Here is a 17455-nt window from a genome sequence, read left to right on the forward strand (position 1 = left end):
GGTGTGGGTGCGTGCGCGGGCGGGGACGGGTGCTTTTCGGTCACATCAACGAGCGTAGGCCAACACGCGTAGGCCAACAAGTGTTGACCCGCCTCCGGCCCCGCACTACCGTTGTCAACGGACGTTGGCCAACAGGTGTTGACCAACAAGCGTTGGCCGACAGAGGTTGGCCAACAAACGTTGACCCACGGGCGTTGGCACCCACAGGAGGCCACCATGACCGGCACCAACGGAAATCCCACCGGCACCACCGACACCACGAGCACCACCAGCGCTACCGACAACCTCGGCACCGCCGGCACCACCGACCACACCGGCGTCATCGTCGTCGGCTCCGGACCCACCGGCCTCCTCCTCGCCGGTGATCTCGCCACCGCCGGCATCCCGGTCACCGTGCTGGAGAAGCGCCCCCGGAAGATCAGCAACCTCTCCCGCGCCTTCGCCCTGCACGCCCGCAGTCTCGAACAGCTCGACGCCCGCGGCCTCGCCGACGACCTGGAGGCCACCGGCCGCACCCTCGACCGGCTCCGCCTCTTCGGCCGCCTCTCCATCGACCTCACCGACCTCCCCTCCCGCTTCAACCACGTCCTCGTCCTCCCGCAGTACGAGGTCGAGAAGGCGCTGGCGCGACGGGCCGTCGAGGCGGGGGCCGGGTTCCGGTACGACACCGAGATGACCGGGCTCGTCCAGGACGCGGACGGGGTGACGGTCGGAACCCGCGGCGCGGACGGTCGTACGGAGTCACTGCGGGCCGCGTACGTCGTCGGCGCGGACGGCATGCGCAGCGCGGTGCGCGGTGCGATCGGGCTGCCGTTCCCCGGCAAGTCGGTGATCCGCTCCGTCGTACTGGCCGATGTGAAGCTCGCCGAGCAGCCGGACGAGCTGCTCACGGTCAGCGCGGTGGGCGACGCGTTCGCGTTCCTCGCGCCGTTCGGGGACGGGTATTACCGGGTGATCGGCTGGCACCGCGGCCGCGATGTGCCCGACACCGAGCCGCTGGACCTGGCCGAGGTCAAGGAGATCACCCGGCTCGCGCTCGGCCATGACTACGGGATGCACGACGCCCGCTGGATGTCCCGCTTCCACAGCGACGAGCGGCAGGCGCCGGCGTACCGGGTCGGGCGGGTGTTCCTCGCCGGGGACGCCGCGCATGTGCACACCCCGGCGGGCGGACAGGGCATGAACACCGGCCTTCAGGACGCGGCCAACCTCAGCTGGAAGCTGGTCTCCGTCCTCGCCGGGCACGCGGACCCGGCCCTGCTCGACACCTACCAGGCGGAACGGCACCCCGTCGGCAAGGCGGTCCTGCGCAGCAGCGGCGGGCTCGTGCGGCTGGCGATGGCCAAGCGCCCCTGGACCCGGGCCGCCCGGGCCGCGCTCACCGGGCTCGTGAGCCACGTCGGCCCCGCCCGCCGCAAGGCCACCGCCCAGGTCACCGGCATCGGCTACCGCTACCCCGCGCCCCGCGGCACCCACCCGCTCACCGGCACCCGCGTCCCCGACGTCCGCCTCGCCGACGGCACCCGCCTCTACGAGGCCCTGCGCGACGGCCACTTCGTCCTGATCACCCCGGCCCACGAGCCCTTCTCCCATGAGCTGCCGCCCCACCCCGACCGCCTGACCACGGCCCACTGGGCGAGCGCCCGCCGCACCACCCTCCTGGTCCGCCCCGACGGCTACGCGGCCTGGGCCACCGACGCCACCCTCGCCCCGGACGCCCTCCACTCCGTCCTGGTCACCTACCTGGGCCCGACCCCGGTTCGCTGGCCCGGTGTGGGTCTCCTGACGAAGTGATCTTCAGGGTGGCGCGGGCGCCGGCCTGCCGCACTTGAAGGTGGTGGCGCGGGCTGGGTGTGCCTACTGCGAGTCAGCCCTGGTCATGCGCTGGCTCCGCAGTTCCCGCGTACCTTGAGCGCATCGCGGCACTCGCGGCGGGACCGGCGGCGAAGACGAACGCTTCACTGTCGTCGAGGCTTCTTCCCGTACGGGCGTCGACCAGGGTCGGCTCGACCTCTTCACCGCTGGCGGCGTCCACCAGGATCATGGATCGCTCCTGCGGTGCCAGGTGCCGGTTCCCCCAGGCGGCCAGGGCGACGATCACCGGTCGAAGGGATCGGCCCCGCTCGGTGAGCACGTACTCGTAACGGGGTGGCTTGTCCTGGTAGAGCCGCCGTTCCAGCAGACCGTCCTCAACCAGCGTCTTCAGCCGCGCGGTGAGCATGCTCGTGGAGATGTTCAGATTCCGCTGGAACTGGTCGAAGCGTGTGTAGCCGTCGAAGGCGTCATGCAGGAGCAGCAGAGTCCACCACTCGCCGACGTGTTGCGCCGTCGTGGACAGCGGACACTCCCGGTCCTCCAGCCGTATGCGGCTCGGCATGCCACTCTCCCGTAGTCACTGCTAATGTAGAATTAACTAACTTCTATTCTAGCAGCCACCGGGGTCGATGCGACGCCCGCACTGCTTGCACCGGCATACAGGAGGACCCATGGCCGAGAGCCCGACGCCGATCGACCCCACCGACCTGCCCGAAGCGATCACCCGCTATCTGACGGGCCGCGCCGCCAAAGACGCCTCCGCCGCAGCGCCGGCCTTCGCGCCGCACGCCACCGTCACCGATGACGGGCACACCTACGAGGGAGTCGAGGCCATCACCCGATGGCTCGGGCAGACCGACACCGAGTACAGCTACACCACCACGATCACCGGTGCCGAACGCGATGCGCCCGACCGGTACACCGTCCACCAGCACCTCGAAGGGAACTTCCCGGGCGGGAAGGTCGACCTGAGCTGCCGCTTCGTCCTGGCTCAAGGGCTGATCGGCGAACTCGGCATCGCCCCCTGACCAGAGCCGCCCGCCTCCCCGCGCGCCCGATTCCCGACTGGAGCACGAACAGCATGAGGACCTGGTTCATCACCGGCGGCACTCCCGGCGGATTCGGCATGGCCTACGCCGACGCCGCCCTGGAGCTGGGCGACAACGTCGTCCTCACCGCCCGCCGCCCTCACTTGCTCGACGACTGGGCCGCCCGCCACGGCGACCGGGTGCTCGTTCGCCAACTGGACGTCACCGACGCACCGCAGACTCACGAGGCCGTCCGGGCCGCCGAAGACCGCTTCGGCCGTATCGACGTCCTGGTCAACAATGCCGGCCGGGGATGGTGCGGCTCCATCGAGGGCATGCCCGACAGAGATGTCAGGACCTCCTTCGAGCTGAACTTCTTCTCCGTCACGCGGATGCTCCGCGCCGTTCTGCCGGGTATGCGAGAACGCCGCAGCGGATGGATCATCAACATGTCTTCTGTCGCCGGGCTGCGCAGCGTGCCGGGCTTTGGCTACTACAGCGCCGCCAAGTACGCCATTGAAGGGCTCACTGACGCGCTGCGCCACGAGGTCGCCCCGTTCGGTATCAAGGTCATGGCTGTAGAGCCGGGCGCCTTTCGCACCCGCGCCTACGCGTCGTTCGCCGACGAAGCCGTCAAGGAGACGGTCGACGCCTACCTGCCTCTGGTCAACTCCGTCCGTGCCTCCATGATCGAACAGGACGGTCGGCAGCCCGGTGACCCTCGCCGCGGAGTGCGCGCTGTCGTGGACGCCATGAACAGCCTTGCCCCGCCCCGCCGTATCGTTCTGGGCGCCGGCGGCTACGTCTCCGTCCAGGCGCAGCTGACGGACATGGTGGCAGAACTGGGCGCTTTCGAAACTGCCTCGCGCAGCGCGGACTTCCCCAGCGGTCCCCAAGAGCTGACGTGAGGTGGATCCGCAGACGGCGGAACCAGCGCAGGTGGGTAAAGGTGCGCTTCCCGTTGCTTCGACGGAGCCGCCTCACACCCCGAGTCAACGTTCTCAAGGAGTCGCCGCCGGTCACCCGGCGGTGAACTCGTACTGCACTTCGTAGAGGTGCCCCGCCTTGACCATGACGGTGGCTTCGACGGGGCGGTCGCCGTCGGTGTACACCACGCGCAGCGTGCGGAGCACCGGCAGGTCGCTGGGTAGGTCAAGCGCCTGGTACTGCTCCTGGGTGGGGACCCTTGCCGCGACCCGGTCCATGCTGAGCCGGGGTGGGAAGCCGAGTTCGGCGAGGAGGGTCGGTGTGCCGCCCTTGATTCGCTGCTTCTCGGCGATGGCAGTCCCCCGGGCGATGTCCATGGGGTAGTAAGACTTGACCAATTCGGCCGGTTCGCCGTCCACGGACAGGACTTGGTGCCGAAGGAGGGCCGTGCCATCGGCGCCGATGTTCAGGGCGGCCGCGACATCCGCGGGCGGCCTGACCTCGCCCACGTCCAACAGGGTGCTTCGCGCGTGAGTCCCCAGCTTCGCAGCCTCGCTCAACCAGCGGTATGGCTCTCCCGGTCCGGCCGGGGCCATGTACGAGGCCGGTCGCATGGTCCGTTGGCGATGCTCGCGGACGGTGACGGATGCACCGGCGCGGCCCACTACGAGCCGCTCGTCCTTGAGGACTTGGAGCGCCTTCTGGATGGTGGCGTTGGAGGCGTCGAACCGCCCTTTGAGCTGAGCTGTCGAGGGCAGGCTGGCGCCCGGTGCCAGGTCGCCGCTCATGATCTCGTCCCGGAGATCGGCGGCGATCCGCTCGTGCAGGGATCGCCGGTCCGAGGCTCCCGTGTCGGTGGTGGGCACGGTCATCCGATCTGCAGCTCGTAACGCAGCCGCTGCCTGTGGGCCGGCATGACCATCATGTCGGCCTGAATGGGCCGATCCCGTCCGTCCAGGGTGATCCTGGTCAGCGTGAGGACCGGTTCGTCGGGCGCCAGTCGCAGGATGTCGCGCTCCTCCGTGCTGGGCATACGGGCGGTCACGTCCTCACGCACGCGCGCGCCGACGTGGCCCAGCTCGGCGAGGAGGGTCACCGCGCCACCCGGGATCTTCCCCTTCTCGGCAAGACGGGTGCCGCCCGCGATGCTCGCCGGGTAGTACGTGTCCGTCAACTCGCAGGGAATCCCGTCGAGTTGGATGATCCTGCGGCGTACGACGACGGTCGGCGTGCCGAGGAGTGCGGCGACTGCCTCCGGAGCGGGCACCTCACCGGCCTGCACGATGCGCTGGCTTCCCGTGCCGCCACGTGCCGCGGCCTCGTCTCCCCAGGCGTCGGTCTGATCCTTCTGCCGTGGTGTCAGGTACGGCATCGAACTGCTGACCCACGTGCTGTCACTCACGCTGTCCTCCTACGGCGGTGGGCGATCTCTCCGCTTTACGCGTTAAGCGACTCGCTTCGGCTGTCCCTCCAGGATCACCTTTCTGCTTTTCGCGAATTACGGTACGGCAGCCCTTCCTGATCACTCAAGGCTGATGGAGTGGGGGCACGCCGATCGGCAGGGCGATGTGCGACTCTGCGTCTCGGAGCTGGCCACGAACGCGGTACTGCATGCCGTGCCGCCGGGCCGTGAGTTCTGCTTGTCGGTTGTCGCCGACGGGTCTCTGCTTCGTGTCGAGGTGCGCGACAGCGGCGACGGACATCCCCGAGTCCTGTACCCCGGGACCGAGGAGTGCCGAGGCAGGGGACTGCTGCTCGTGACATCCGTCGCGGATGACTTCGGCGTCGTCGTGCATAACCCTGGGAAAACGGTCTGGGCGGAGTTCAAGAGCGATTGATCAGAGGTCGGCGGGAGCGATGCCGTACGCCCGGCCGGTCAGCCCCGCCGCACCTCGTACAGGAAGCACCCGTACTCCACCGCCCGCACATGGACCGACGCCACCTCCGGGTCGCTGAACGCCCAGGCGAGGGCCGCCGGGAAGGCCTCGCTCACCAGTTCCCCGCCGAGGATGTGCCCCTGCGCCGAGTAGCGGCGCAGGACGCGGTGGGTGTTGGTGAAGGGCAGCTCGGGGCCGGGGCGGCCGGGGCAGCCGTCCGCGTGGACGAAGACCGGCCCCCGCTCGTCGTACGCGCCGGGGCGGGCGCCGGTCTCCGCCGCCCAGCGGCGCAGCGGGGCGTACGAGACCAGGGCGATGCGCTCCCCGGGTGCGCTGCGGCGCAGACAGCAGCGCAGCGGAGCGCCGCCCTCCGGGTCGAGGTAACCCGCCGCGGGAACGCCCGCGTCGTCCTCGGTGAGCAGCTCGGCGAGAGTGCCGGCGGGAATGGGGCACACGGTGTACGTCGTCATGAGTCCACCTTCCGGCGGCGCGGCCCACGTCACCGGCGGCATACGGACATCGCGTTCCCGCCGGACGGCATGGAAGGATGGCGCAACCCACACATAACGAGGAGATGACCGCGTGCCTGGCACAAACCTGACTCGCGAAGAGGCGCGGCAGCGGGCTGAGCTGCTCAACGTTGACTCGTACGAGATCGATCTCGACCTCTCCGGCGCGCAGGAGGGCGGTACCTACAGGTCCGTGACCACGGTGCGCTTCGACGTCGCCCGCACCGGGGCGGAGTCCTTCATCGACCTGGTGGCCCCGGCCGTCCACGAGGTCGTGCTCAACGGCGACCGGCTGGAGCCGGCCGAGGTGTTCGCGGACTCGCGGATCACCCTGCCGGGTCTGCTGGAGGGCCGTAACGTCCTGCGGGTCGTGGCCGACTGCGCGTACACCAACACCGGCGAGGGCCTGCACCGGTTCGTCGACCCGGTCGACGAGCAGGCCTATCTGTACACCCAGTTCGAGGTCCCGGACGCGCGCCGCGTCTTCGCCTCCTTCGAGCAGCCGGACCTGAAGGCCACCTTCCAGTTCACCGTGAAGGCCCCCGAGGGCTGGACCGTGGTGTCGAACTCGCCGACGCCCGAGCCGCGGGACAACGTCTGGACGTTCGCGCCGACGCCCCGTATCTCGTCGTACATCACCGCGCTGATCGTCGGCCCGTACCACTCGGTGCACAGCGTCTACGAGAAGGACGGCCAGAGCGTGCCGCTCGGCATCTACTGCCGGCCCTCGCTCGCCGAGTTCCTCGACTCGGACGCGATCTTCGAGGTCACCCGGCAGGGCTTCGACTGGTTCCAGGAGAAGTTCGACTGCGCGTACCCCTTCGAGAAGTACGACCAGCTGTTCGTGCCCGAGTTCAACGCGGGCGCCATGGAGAACGCGGGCGCGGTCACCATCCGCGACCAGTACGTCTTCCGGTCCAAGGTGACCGACGCGGCGTACGAGCTGCGCGCGGAGACGCTGCTGCACGAGCTGGCCCACATGTGGTTCGGCGACCTGGTCACCATGGAGTGGTGGAACGACCTGTGGCTGAACGAGTCGTTCGCCACCTACACCTCCATCGCCTGCCAGGCCGCCGCCCCCGGCTCGCGCTGGCCGCACTCGTGGACCACGTTCGCCAACTCCATGAAGACCTGGGCGTACCGGCAGGACCAGCTGCCCTCCACGCACCCGATCATGGCGGACATCCGCGACCTGGACGACGTCCTCGTCAACTTCGACGGCATCACCTACGCCAAGGGCGCCTCCGTCCTCAAGCAGCTGGTGGCGTACGTCGGCGAGGACGAGTTCTTCAAGGGCGTGCAGGCGTACTTCAAGCGGCACGCCTTCGGCAACACCCGCCTGTCCGACCTGCTGGGCGCCCTGGAGGAGACCTCCGGACGCGACCTGAAGACCTGGTCGAAGAAGTGGCTGGAGACCGCCGGGATCAACATCCTGCGGCCCGAGGTCCAGACGGACGCCGACGGGGTCGTCACCTCCTTCGCCGTGCGCCAGGAGGCCCCCGCGCTGCCCGCCGGCGCCCAGGGCGAGCCGACCCTGCGCCCGCACCGCATCGCGATCGGCCTGTACGACCTCGACGCGGCCGGCAAGCTGGTGCGCACCGAGCGGATCGAGCTGGACGTGGACGGTGAGCTGACCGCCGTACCGCAGCTGACCGGCAAGGCGCGCCCGGCCGTGATCCTGCTCAACGACGACGACCTGTCGTACGCCAAGGTCCGCCTGGACGAGCAGTCCCTCGCGTTCGTCACCGAGCACCTCGGCGACTTCGAGGAGTCCCTGCCGCGCGCCCTGTGCTGGGCCTCCGCCTGGGACATGACGCGGGACGCCGAGCTGGCCACCCGCGACTACCTCTCGCTGGTGCTGTCCGGCATCGGCAAGGAGTCCGACATCGGCGTCGTGCAGTCGCTGCACCGCCAGGTGAAGCTGGCCGTCGACCTGTACGCCGACCCGGCCGCCCGTGAGGCCCTGCTCACCCGCTGGACCGACGCCACGCTCGCGCACCTGCGCAGCGCCGAGGCGGGCAGCGACCACCAGCTGGCCTGGGCGCGGGCCTTCGCGGCGACCGCCCGCACCCCCGAGCAGCTGGACCTCCTGGAGGCCCTGCTGGACGGCTCCCAGACCATCGAGGGCCTGGCGGTGGACACCGAGCTGCGCTGGGCGTTCGTGGAGCGCCTCGCGGCCGTCGGCCGGTACGACGAGGCGGAGATCGCCGGCGAGTACGAGCGGGACAAGACCGCCGCCGGTGAGCGGCACGCGGCCACCGCCCGTGCGGCCCGCCCGACCGAGGAGGCGAAGGCGGAGGCCTGGTCCTCGGTGGTCGACTCCGACAAGCTGCCGAACGCGGTGCAGGAGGCCGTGATCGGCGGCTTCGTGCAGACGGACCAGCGTGAGCTGCTGGCGCCGTACGCCGAGCGGTACTTCGAGATCGTCAAGGACGCCTGGGACGCCCGTTCGCACGAGATCGCCCAGCAGATCGCCGTCGGCCTCTACCCGTCGCTCCAGATCTCCGGCGAGATCCTGGACCGCACGGACGCCTGGCTGGCCTCGGCCGAGCCCGGCGCGGCCCTGCGCCGCCTGGTCTCCGAGTCCCGCGCGGGCATCGAGCGCGCCCTGAAGGCCCAGGCCGCGGACGGCGCCGCCCAGTAGCGGCGGCGAGCGGTACGAGGAAGGGGCGCCCGGCGAAGCCGCCGGGCGCCCCTTTCGTCGTCGTGGGTTACTTGGCGGACAGCTCCGCCGCCACCAGCTCCGCGAGCTGCACCGCGTTCAGCGCGGCGCCCTTGCGGAGGTTGTCGTTGGAGACGAACAGCGCGAGACCGTGCTCCACCGTCTCGTCGCCGCGGATCCGGCCGACGTACGACGGGTCCTGGCCGGCCGCCTGGAGCGGGGTCGGGATGTCGGAGAGGGCGACACCGGGGGCCTTCGCGAGCAGCTCGGTGGCGCGCTCCGGGGAGATCGGGCGGGCGAACCGGGCGTTGATCTGGAGCGAGTGGCCGGAGAAGACCGGGACCCGGACACAGGTGCCGGAGACCTTCAGCCCGGGGATCTCCAGGATCTTGCGGGACTCGTTGCGGAGCTTCTGCTCCTCGTCGGTCTCGTGCAGACCGTCGTCCACGATCGAGCCGGCCAGCGGGAGCACGTTGAAGGCGATCGGGCGCTTGTACACCGCGGGCTCGGGGAAGTCGACCGCCGCGCCGTCATGGGTCAGCTTGTCGGCCTCGGCGGCGACCTTCTGCACCTGGCCGTGCAGCTCCGCCACGCCCGCGAGCCCGGATCCGGACACCGCCTGGTACGTCGCGACGATCAGGGCCTCCAGGCCCGCCTCCTCGTGCAGCGGCTTGAGGACCGGCATCGCGGCCATGGTGGTGCAGTTCGGGTTGGCGATGATGCCCTTGGGGCGGTCGGCGATCGCGTGCGGGTTCACCTCGGCGACGACCAGCGGCACCTCGGGGTCCCGGCGCCACGCGGAGGAGTTGTCGATCACCACGGCGCCCTGCGAGGCGACCTTTTCGGCCAGCGCCCTGGAGGTCGCGCCGCCCGCGGAGAAGAGCACGATGTCCAGGCCGGAGTAGTCGGCGGTCGCCGCGTCCTCCACCGTCACGCCGTCGAGCACCGTCCCGGCCGAACGGGCCGAGGCGAACAGGCGCAGCTGTGTGACCGGGAAGTTACGTTCCGCGAGGATCCTGCGCATGACCGTGCCGACCTGACCGGTGGCTCCGACGATTCCGACCCTCACGACAACTCCCTCTGTCCGATTCCTGCCTGGCCCCGGGATGACCGGGGCGTTTCCATGATGCGGCCGACCCCGGTCCACCTGTCCAATTCTTTGCGACATGTGCCCGAGGAGTGGGACACCATCGGCCGCGGGGACGGTTCCGGTTCCACGGGCGTCCCCTGGCCCGCCCCTGCCCCTACGGATCGCGCTCATACGACGATGTGACGTACGCCTCTGCCTGTCCCTCGGGCCGGTCCGAACGTTTCCGCCCGCCCCGCGCCTCCGGCCGGCCGGGATCGCCGTGCCCGCCGCCCCCTCCGTATCGCCCTCGCCTGCCTCGGGGCCGCCGCCGCCCTCTTTCTGGTCGCCGGGATCGGCTGGCTCGGCGCTCACCCGGGCGGCGGCGTTTCGGCGGACAGGGCCGGCCAAGGGGGCAGGGCGGCGCGGCCCGGCGAGAAGGCAGGGGGACAGGACGGGCGGAAACCTGGCTGTGCGGTGACGGTCGTGGAAGGGACGGTGACCGAGGTCGAGCCCCAGGGGACCGGCAACAGGGTCACCGTGGCCGTCGTACGGTCGTACGAGCCCGCCCGGGGACCGGCCGAGGTCGGCTTCCTGCTCGGCGGGGACGCGCGCCCGGATCGAGGCGGCCGGGCCCGGGTCCCGCAGATGACGTGCCGGTAGGCCGGGAAGCCTCCCCTACCCCGGTAGTTGAACGGAAAGCGACCAGTCCCCGGCGCGGCGCGGACGAGTCCATGGCCGGGCCGGGGGCCATAGATCCACGTACGGTGATCGGCGCCCCGAGTTGCCGTGGCGTTCGCATGAATGCCATCCCCGTTGCCAAGGGTCCATAGCAAGCGGGGCGTTCGCGTCCGTGACGGCCCGCGGCCACTGCCGACGCGTTCGCACTCGGGGAGATCGCACCATGTCGCTCCTACGCTCTGCCGCCACCTCCGTAGCGGGGGTCGACCGCCGTACCGTCCTCACCGCCGTCGGAGCGGTCTCGCTCGCCGCGGGTGTCGGCCTCGCCCTGCGGCCCACCGACAGCGAGGCCGCCACCGCCACCGCCGCCACCGGGCAGACCCCGGTCGTCCGGTCCCGGCCGGCCGCCGCCGCACCGCTCGCCCCCTACCGCACCGGCACCACCCTCGCCACCGTCTCCACCCCGCACGGCACCGGCTACCGGCGGCTCGCCGACGGCCCCGGCTGGCCGCGGATGGTGCGCACCGAGCTGGCCAAGCCCAAGGTCGGCCGCGACAAGCGCCGCCACGCCCTCGCCGCGTTCGTGCAGTTCACCGATCTGCACCTGCAAGATGTGCAGCACCCGCTGCGCCTGGAGTATCTGCGCGCCGCCCACCAGGACGTCTGGCGGCCGCACGAGGCGCTCACCGTGCCCGGCGCGGTCTCGCTGGTGGAGCGGGTCAACGCGCTGCGCGGCGCCCCCGTCACCGGCGTCCCGCTCCAGTTCGTGATGACCACAGGCGACAACACCGACAACAACGCCCGCTCCGAACTGGAGTGGTTCATGAAGGTGATGAGCGGCGGCCGGATCACCCCCAACACCGGCGACCCGAGACACTACGAGGGCGTGCAGAACAGCGGCCTCTCCCTGTACTGGCAGCCCGAGTCCACCGCCGGGGACAGCGACAAGGCGCTCGGCTTCCCGCACCTGGACGGCTTCCTCGCCGCCGCGATCCGCGAGGTGCGCAGCCCCGGACTCAACCTGCCCTGGTACTCCACCGTCGGCAACCACGACGCGCTCCCGCTCGGCATCTACGGCGCCCACGGCGACCCCTACCTCGCCGAGGCCGCGATCGCCGGCAAGAAGCTGTTCAGCGTGAGCGCCGCCGACGCCAAGAAGCTCCAGGACTCCATCTGGAGCGGCAAGGACCCCAAGGGCGCCGTCTACCGCGATTTCCTCAAGTCCCAGGCGGGCGGCATGCGTTCGGTCACGGCCGACGAGTCGCGCGCCCTGTACACCCCGGCCGAGTACCTCAAGGCCCACCTGGACCCCGCCTACCAGGGCCACGGCCCGGCGGGCCACGGCTACTCCTCGGCGAACCTCGACGCGGGCACCCAGTACTACGCCTTCCGGATCGCCGAGGACGTCATCGGCATCAGCCTGGACACCACCGACGCGGGCGGCCACTACCAGGGGTCCGTCGGAAGCGCCCAGCTGAAGTGGCTGGAGAAGACCTTGCAGGACAACAAGGGCTCCCACGCGGTCGTCTTCAGCCACCACACCAGCGACTCGATGACCAACCAGCGCCCCGACCCGGCCCGCCCCGGCGAGCTGCGGCACACCGGCGCCGAGGTGGTCAGCCTGCTGGCCCGGCACGCCAATGTGCTGGCCTGGGTCAACGGGCACAAGCACGAGAACGAGATCACCCCGCACCGCAACAGCGCGGGCGGCTCCTTCTGGGAGATCTCCACCGCCTCCCACATCGACCACCCGCACCTGGCCCGCATCATCGAGCTGGTCGACAACAAGGACGGCACGATCTCCCTGTTCACCACCCTGATCGAGTCCGCCGCCCCGGCCCGCACCGACTTCACCGACTTCTCCCAGACCGGACTGGCCTCCCTCTACCGGGAGTTGGCCTTCAACGCCCCCGGCGCGAAGACCAACCTGGCGGGCACCGCGGTCGACCGCAACGCCGAACTGGTCCTCAAGAAGGGCTGACACACGCGCCGGGCCGACACAGGGCGGGCCGACACGGGACAGGCCGAACAGGTATCTTCCCCCGACCGCACACCACCGGCTGGGGGAAGACATGCGCGTCCGCACCGTCCTGGCGAGCGCCACCGCCCTGCTCCTGACGACCGCCCTCGCGACGGCCTTCACGCCCCCGACCGCCTCCGCCCCCGCCCACACCGCGACCGACCACGCCGCGACCGTACGGGCCCTCGAAGCGGCGGTCCGCTCGGGCGTCCCCGGCGCGACCGTCACCGTCCGCGACACCCACGGCACCTGGTCCGCCACCGCCGGGACCGGCGACCTGCGCACCGGCAAGCCCCGTTCCGCCGACGACCGTTACCGCATCGGCAGCCTGACCAAGACCTTCGTCGCCACCGTCCTGCTCCAGTTGGAGGCGGAGGGCAGGCTGTCCCTGGACGACACCGTGGACAAGTGGCTGCCGGGCCTGGTCGAGGGCCACGGGAACGACGGCCGCCGGACCATCCTGCGCCAACTCCTCGGCCATACCAGCGGAATACCCAATTACACCGCCGACCCGGACTTCCGCGCCCGGTACCTCACCGAGGACGGCTTCCGGCAGCACCGCTACGACACGCTCGCCCCGCGCCAGTTGGTGGCCATCGCCCTGCGCCACGCGCCCGACTTCGCGCCGGGCACCTCGTGGCGCTACTCCAACACCAACTACGTGATCGCCGGGATGGTCATCGAGAAGGCGACGGGACGGTCGTACGCCGGCGAGATCACCCGGCGTCTCATCGAACCGCTGCGGCTGACGGCGACGTCCGTGCCCGTCGGGCAGACCGGGGTGCCCCGGCCCAGCAGCCGGGCCTACTCGACGTTCGACGGCTCGGTGGGGGAGCCGTACGACGTCACCGGCCTCGATCCCTCCCTCGCCGCCGCCTCCGGCGCGATGATCTCCGACTCGGCCGACCTGGACCGCTTCTACGCCGCCCTGCTCGGCGGAAGGCTGCTTCCCGCGCGCCAGTCGAGGGAGCTGCGGACCACCGTGGCGATCGCGCAGGCCCCGGACGTCCGCTACGGCCTCGGGCTGATGGACCGGCGGCTGTCCTGCGGTGTCCACGTCTGGACCCACACCGGCGACATCCTGGGCTCCACCTCGGTCACCGCCTCGACATCCGACGGCCGGCACACACTGGCCCTGAACTTCGACGGGGACTGGGCGGGGGACACCACCGCGGTGCTGGACGCCGAGTACTGCGGCACCGCGGGCCCGCCCACGCGGCCCCACAACTGACGCGCGCGCCAGCAGAGTTACGCCCCCTCCGGCCCCGGCTCCCGCTCCGCCCGCGCGCCGTAGGCATGCTGGTCGCCCTGCTGCACGGCGAACACGGTCCCGGAGCCGTGCGCCGTGTTCGTCTGCCGCAGCACCCGCCCCCGCGTCCCGCCCCCGGGCGCGTCCTCGACGGCCGCCGCGAGCCGTTCCAGCGCGGCACGGACGGCCGGGTCGCGCCGGAGCAGCGCGGTCAGCTCCAGGGTCCAGTAGGAGAGGAGCGCCCGCCGGGCCGCGTCGGGGTCCGGGGCCTGCCGGACGAGCGTCGCGTTGCCGTCGAGCTGGCTCTCCAGGGCGGCCCTTCGGCGGCGGTCCGGGCGGAAGAGGGCGACGACGGCGCCGCGGGTCTCCTGCCACAGATCGGTGGCCATCGCGGTGACCACGGCGGCGGCCCCGGCCTCGGCGAGCACGGTCAGTTCGTCGTTCATACGGCCTTCCTCAGTGCTTTCTCTCGATCCGGATGTGCTGGGTGCCGTGCTGGGTGGCGTAGACGACGCCGTGACCGGAGGCCTTGTTGACCATCTTCGAACCGGCCGCCTCCGAACCGGCCATCTTCGAACCGGCCGCCTCCGGACCGGCGGGCTCCTCTTGGACGTCGGCCGGTTCGGGAGCGGCCCCGGCCGTGTCCGGGTCCGGGGGCGGCTCCCGGCCCGGCAACTGGAGCCAGGCGTCGGCCGTGTGCTCCTTCACCGTGAAGCCGACCTTGCGGAAGTCCTCGGGGAACAGGCCGAGATGGCCGTGCCGTACCGTCTCGTCGTAGAAGTGCCCGGACAGCAGCAGCGACGCGGGCACCGTCTGTGGCGCCCCGGCCAGCGCGGCCCGTGCGGGCGGCGCGTCGAGCAGCCTGGCCAGGACCTCCAGCGGGCTCCCGGCGACCGTCCCGTCCGGGGAGACATGGACATCGCCCGCGTGCAGCGCGATCCGCACCCGGATCCGGGTCAGCGGTGCGGCCCCCCGGTTGTACGTGCGCAGCCGCAGGGCGAGTTCGGGCACCAGCGGATGGACGAGCGCCGCCTTGCGGGTGCCCGCCGGTGCCGTCACCCGCAGCCCGTCGCCCAGGTCGTGGCGCAGACACGCGGACCAGTCGACACCGCTCGCCTCGAACGCCTCCTTGAGCATCTCCGTGAGCCGCGCCCGGATCTCCAGGAGCGCCCGGTCCCCGCGCCCGGCGGACCGCTCGATGTCCACGGCCAGCACGGCCCGGTACTCCAACTCGTCGTTCATGGCACCCGCTTCGGCTCGGCGGCGGAGGTGACGTACTCCAGTCTTCCCGCGCCGGTGTGCGCACAACTCGTAGGAATACGGGGTCGGGCGGGGATACTGGGGCCATGGTGGACGGCACACGGTCCCTCGCGCGTTCCGGACGGCGGCCGCGCGAGGAGTGGGACTGGCCGGCGCCCAGCCTGCTCGGCGGCCTCGGCGCGGACGCGCGCGCCCGCTTACTGGGCCTCGGGACCCGGGTGCGCTACGACGCGGACCGGATCCTGATCCGGGAGGCCGACCGCACCGACTTCGTGCTGATCCTGCTGGACGGCGTGGTGAAGGCCACCGGCCGCACCCAGGACGGCCGGGACGCGCTGCTCGCCGTGCGGATGGGCGGCGATCTGGTGGGCGAACTCGCCGCCGTGGACGGCAATCCGCGCTCGGCCACCGTCACCACCTGCGGTCCGCTCGTGGCCCGGACGGTGACCCGCGCGGCCTTCCTGGACTGTCTGCGCCGGGACGCGCGGATCGCGGACGCCGTGAACCGCGCCATCGTGGCCAAACTGCGCCTGGCCAACGCCCATCGCATCAACTTCACCGGCTGCGACGTCGGCACCCGCCTCGCCCGGGTGCTGCACCATCTCGCGATGACCTACGGGGAGTGCGCGGGTGCCGGTGCGGTGATCCACTGGCCGATCACCCAGCCCGAACTGGCCACCCTGGCGGGCGCGGCCGAGCCCAGCGTGCACAAGGCGCTGCGCGCGCTGCGCCGTTCGGGCGCCGTCGCCACCGGCTACCGCAGCGTCCGCATCGAGGACCTCGCCCTGCTGCACCGCATCGCCTACCCGGAACCCTGAACTCCCTTGTGCAGAAGTGGTGTCGAGAGCCCCGGAGCCGCTCGAAATCGGTCCGGGAAAACCGTACTTTGACGACAGCCCGGTGCCCGCCCGTGGCTAGCGTGGCGGCAGGGCGCCGGCGCGACAGGGCTCCGGGGCCGCCTGCGCAACGGGGGTTGTCATGACGGACAGGGACACGAGCGGGCCCGCTCCGGCCGACGAGGGACGGCCCGGGGGACTGCCTGGAGGAAGGCCCGAGGGACAGCCCGAGCGGCGACCCGGACGAGGGCCCGGACGAGGGCCCGAACGAGGGTCCGAGCGGCGAATCGACATCGCGGGCGACGCGGGCGGCCCGGTCGTCGCCGGTGATCACAACGTCGTCATCGACGCCCAGCACGGCTCGACCGTCACCCTCCTCATGGAGGGCCGCAGGCCCCGCCCGGTGCGCCGCGACCGGGTGGCCCTGCTGCCCCGGCGGCAGCACGCGCCGCTCGGCCGGGACACCGACCTGGCCCGGCTCGCGACCGCCGTCCGCGACGGCGGCCCGGTCCAGCTGTGGGGCGCGCCCGGCGTCGGCAAGAGCACCCTGCTGCGGCACGCGGCCCGCACCCTGACCCCGGAACGCGACGGCGTGCTCTTCCTCGACGCGGCCCGGCGCGAACCCGAGGACCTCGCCCAGGACCTGTTCGAGGCCTGCTACGAGACCCGGGGGTACGCCCCCTCCAGCCCCGAACTGCGCCGGCTGATGACCGGCGTGCGCGTCACCGTCTACGTCGACAACGCCGACTTCTCCCCGGAGGGCCTGCGCACCCTCATGGACGCGGCGCCCGACGCCACGTTCGTCGTCGCGGGCCGGGACAGATCCTTGCTCGGCGACGGCACCGCCCTGCGCCTGGACGGCATCGGCCGCGCCCCCGCCCTCGACCTGCTCGCCCGCGAACTGGGGCGGCCCGTGGGCGCGGGCGCGGAGGGCTCCACGGCGGGCGACCTGTGGGAGACGTCGTCCGGGCGCCCCCTGCTGCTGCTGCGTGCCGCCGCCCTCACCCGGCTGGAACCGGCCGGCACCGGTGCCCTGCCCCGCCCCGCCGAGGTCGGCGATCTGCTGCCCCTGCTGCTCGGCCGGCTGGACGACGAACCGCTGCGCGTCCTGCGACTGTTGACCACCCTCGACGACGCCGATCTCGACGTCGGCCACATCGAGGCCCTCGGCGGCGCCCGTGACACCGACGTGCTCTGCGGCCGGCTGGTGGACCTGGGCCTCGCGGAGCAGACCCAGCGCGGCTACCGCGCCGTGGCCGATGTCGTACCGGCGCTGCGCGAGCGCGACCCCGAGCCGTTCTCCATCGAGGTGCTGTGCGAGCACTTCGCCACCTGGATCGCCCGCCCCGCCACCACCGCCGCGCAGGTCGAACAGCACGCCCGCGCCCTGGAGGTGGTGGCCGAACTCGCCGAGCGGGACGGCCGCCCCGAGCTGGCGGTACGGATCGTACGGGCCGCGTCCCCGGCGCTGGCCCGCTCGCTGCGGTTCGGTGTGTGGGGCAGGCTGCTGGACCTCGGGCTGCCC

The 17455-nt window shown here is 71.7% G+C and carries 17 protein-coding genes; 10 read left to right on the forward strand and 7 right to left on the reverse strand.

The genetic code is table 11. From position 1 onward, the window contains the following. Positions 1-216: 216 nt before the first annotated feature. A complete protein-coding gene (locus CCN72_RS28110) occupies positions 217-1794 on the forward strand; it encodes an FAD-dependent monooxygenase (protein ID WP_086810673.1) in 1578 nt (525 codons plus the stop codon). Positions 1795-1867: 73 nt separating this feature from the next. On the opposite strand, the gene CCN72_RS28115 is transcribed toward CCN72_RS28110, so the two are convergent. Continuing rightward, the gene (locus tag CCN72_RS28115; RefSeq protein WP_086810674.1) at positions 1868-2377 is read right to left on the reverse strand and encodes a winged helix-turn-helix transcriptional regulator; all 510 of its coding nucleotides are present in this window, start codon (positions 2375-2377) and stop codon (positions 1868-1870) included. Between the two features lie 109 nt (positions 2378-2486). On the opposite strand from CCN72_RS28115, the gene CCN72_RS28120 reads away from it, so the two are divergent. Continuing rightward, complete coding sequence (locus CCN72_RS28120; RefSeq protein WP_202442965.1) at positions 2487-2843, forward strand: RING finger protein; 357 nt, start codon at positions 2487-2489, stop codon at positions 2841-2843. A gap of 53 nt (positions 2844-2896) precedes the next feature. Beyond that, on the forward strand, positions 2897-3751 hold the full coding sequence (locus tag CCN72_RS28125; protein ID WP_086810675.1) for an SDR family NAD(P)-dependent oxidoreductase: 855 nt from the start codon (positions 2897-2899) through the stop codon (positions 3749-3751). Between the two features lie 111 nt (positions 3752-3862). Here the strand turns inward: CCN72_RS28125 and CCN72_RS28130 are convergent, their stop codons facing one another. Together CCN72_RS28130 and CCN72_RS28135 are read right to left on the reverse strand one after the other, a co-directional pair. Continuing rightward, positions 3863-4642 carry a GntR family transcriptional regulator gene (locus tag CCN72_RS28130; protein WP_086810676.1) on the reverse strand — a complete coding sequence of 260 codons (780 nt, stop codon included), beginning with the start codon at positions 4640-4642 and terminating at the stop codon, positions 3863-3865. Continuing rightward, positions 4639-5172 (reverse strand): GntR family transcriptional regulator, encoded by a 534-nt coding sequence (locus tag CCN72_RS28135; RefSeq protein ID WP_086810677.1) that lies wholly within the window; start codon positions 5170-5172, stop codon positions 4639-4641. Before CCN72_RS28135 ends, CCN72_RS28130 begins: the two co-directional genes overlap by 4 nt. A 133-nt stretch (positions 5173-5305) precedes the next feature. Here CCN72_RS28135 and CCN72_RS28140 point away from each other — a divergent pair, with 133 nt between their 5' ends. Then, positions 5306-5608, forward strand: a complete 303-nt coding sequence (locus tag CCN72_RS28140; RefSeq protein WP_086810678.1) for an ATP-binding protein — start codon at positions 5306-5308, stop codon at positions 5606-5608. A 38-nt stretch (positions 5609-5646) separates the two neighbouring features. Here CCN72_RS28140 and CCN72_RS28145 read toward each other — a convergent pair whose 3' ends face one another. After that, entirely contained in the window at positions 5647-6117 is a 471-nt protein-coding gene (locus tag CCN72_RS28145; RefSeq protein WP_086810679.1) for a DUF1203 domain-containing protein, read from the reverse strand. Between the two features lie 112 nt (positions 6118-6229). Between CCN72_RS28145 and pepN the strand changes: the two genes are divergently transcribed. Then, positions 6230-8800: an aminopeptidase N gene (pepN, locus tag CCN72_RS28150; RefSeq protein WP_086810680.1), complete on the forward strand. Its 2571-nt coding sequence runs from the start codon at positions 6230-6232 to the stop codon at positions 8798-8800. 67 nt (positions 8801-8867) lie between these two features. Here the strand turns inward: pepN and CCN72_RS28155 are convergent, their stop codons facing one another. Continuing rightward, complete coding sequence (locus CCN72_RS28155) at positions 8868-9887, reverse strand: aspartate-semialdehyde dehydrogenase (RefSeq protein ID WP_086810681.1); 1020 nt, start codon at positions 9885-9887, stop codon at positions 8868-8870. A 495-nt stretch (positions 9888-10382) separates the two neighbouring features. On the opposite strand from CCN72_RS28155, the gene CCN72_RS39200 reads away from it, so the two are divergent. The 3 genes from CCN72_RS39200 to CCN72_RS28170 all read left to right on the forward strand — a co-directional run bounded on the left by CCN72_RS39200 (position 10383) and on the right by CCN72_RS28170 (position 13816). Next, on the forward strand, positions 10383-10547 hold the full coding sequence (locus CCN72_RS39200; protein WP_158101427.1) for a hypothetical protein: 165 nt from the start codon (positions 10383-10385) through the stop codon (positions 10545-10547). Positions 10548-10788: 241 nt separating this feature from the next. After that, positions 10789-12546, forward strand: coding sequence for a TIGR03767 family metallophosphoesterase (locus CCN72_RS28165; RefSeq protein ID WP_086810683.1), 1758 nt, complete (start codon positions 10789-10791; stop codon positions 12544-12546). 91 nt (positions 12547-12637) lie between these two features. Beyond that, positions 12638-13816, forward strand: coding sequence for a serine hydrolase domain-containing protein (locus CCN72_RS28170; RefSeq protein ID WP_086810684.1), 1179 nt, complete (start codon positions 12638-12640; stop codon positions 13814-13816). 17 nt (positions 13817-13833) lie between these two features. Here CCN72_RS28170 and CCN72_RS28175 read toward each other — a convergent pair whose 3' ends face one another. Together CCN72_RS28175 and CCN72_RS28180 are read right to left on the reverse strand one after the other, a co-directional pair. Next, positions 13834-14280 carry a hypothetical protein gene (locus CCN72_RS28175; protein WP_086810685.1) on the reverse strand — a complete coding sequence of 149 codons (447 nt, stop codon included), beginning with the start codon at positions 14278-14280 and terminating at the stop codon, positions 13834-13836. A 10-nt stretch (positions 14281-14290) separates the two neighbouring features. Further along, on the reverse strand, positions 14291-15076 hold the full coding sequence (locus CCN72_RS28180) for a nucleotidyl cyclase domain-containing protein (protein WP_086810686.1): 786 nt from the start codon (positions 15074-15076) through the stop codon (positions 14291-14293). Positions 15077-15180: 104 nt separating this feature from the next. Here CCN72_RS28180 and CCN72_RS28185 point away from each other — a divergent pair, with 104 nt between their 5' ends. Continuing rightward, positions 15181-15912 carry a Crp/Fnr family transcriptional regulator gene (locus CCN72_RS28185; protein ID WP_086810687.1) on the forward strand — a complete coding sequence of 244 codons (732 nt, stop codon included), beginning with the start codon at positions 15181-15183 and terminating at the stop codon, positions 15910-15912. Positions 15913-16072: 160 nt separating this feature from the next. Further along, on the forward strand, positions 16073-17455 hold a 1383-nt coding region (locus tag CCN72_RS28190; protein ID WP_167408724.1), incomplete at its 3' end, for an ATP-binding protein.

Source organism: Streptomyces murinus (assembly GCF_002154555.1).
GTDB lineage: Bacteria > Actinomycetota > Actinomycetes > Streptomycetales > Streptomycetaceae > Streptomyces > Streptomyces murinus.

Bases quoted from the DNA above. Each gene is read 5' to 3' on its own strand.
- CCN72_RS28110 (WP_086810673.1), top strand. From the start codon at position 217: ATGACCGGCACCAACGGAAATCCCACCGGCACCACCGACACCACGAGC.
- CCN72_RS28115 (WP_086810674.1), bottom strand. From the start codon at position 2,377: ATGCCGAGCCGCATACGGCTGGAGGACCGGGAGTGTCCGCTGTCCACG.
- CCN72_RS28120 (WP_202442965.1), top strand. From the start codon at position 2,487: ATGGCCGAGAGCCCGACGCCGATCGACCCCACCGACCTGCCCGAAGCG.
- CCN72_RS28125 (WP_086810675.1), top strand. From the start codon at position 2,897: ATGAGGACCTGGTTCATCACCGGCGGCACTCCCGGCGGATTCGGCATG.
- CCN72_RS28130 (WP_086810676.1), bottom strand. From the start codon at position 4,642: ATGACCGTGCCCACCACCGACACGGGAGCCTCGGACCGGCGATCCCTG.
- CCN72_RS28140 (WP_086810678.1), top strand. From the start codon at position 5,306: ATGGAGTGGGGGCACGCCGATCGGCAGGGCGATGTGCGACTCTGCGTC.
- CCN72_RS28145 (WP_086810679.1), bottom strand. From the start codon at position 6,117: ATGACGACGTACACCGTGTGCCCCATTCCCGCCGGCACTCTCGCCGAG.
- CCN72_RS28165 (WP_086810683.1), top strand. From the start codon at position 10,789: ATGTCGCTCCTACGCTCTGCCGCCACCTCCGTAGCGGGGGTCGACCGC.
- CCN72_RS28170 (WP_086810684.1), top strand. From the start codon at position 12,638: ATGCGCGTCCGCACCGTCCTGGCGAGCGCCACCGCCCTGCTCCTGACG.
- CCN72_RS28175 (WP_086810685.1), bottom strand. From the start codon at position 14,280: ATGAACGACGAACTGACCGTGCTCGCCGAGGCCGGGGCCGCCGCCGTG.
- CCN72_RS28180 (WP_086810686.1), bottom strand. From the start codon at position 15,076: ATGAACGACGAGTTGGAGTACCGGGCCGTGCTGGCCGTGGACATCGAG.
- CCN72_RS28185 (WP_086810687.1), top strand. From the start codon at position 15,181: ATGGTGGACGGCACACGGTCCCTCGCGCGTTCCGGACGGCGGCCGCGC.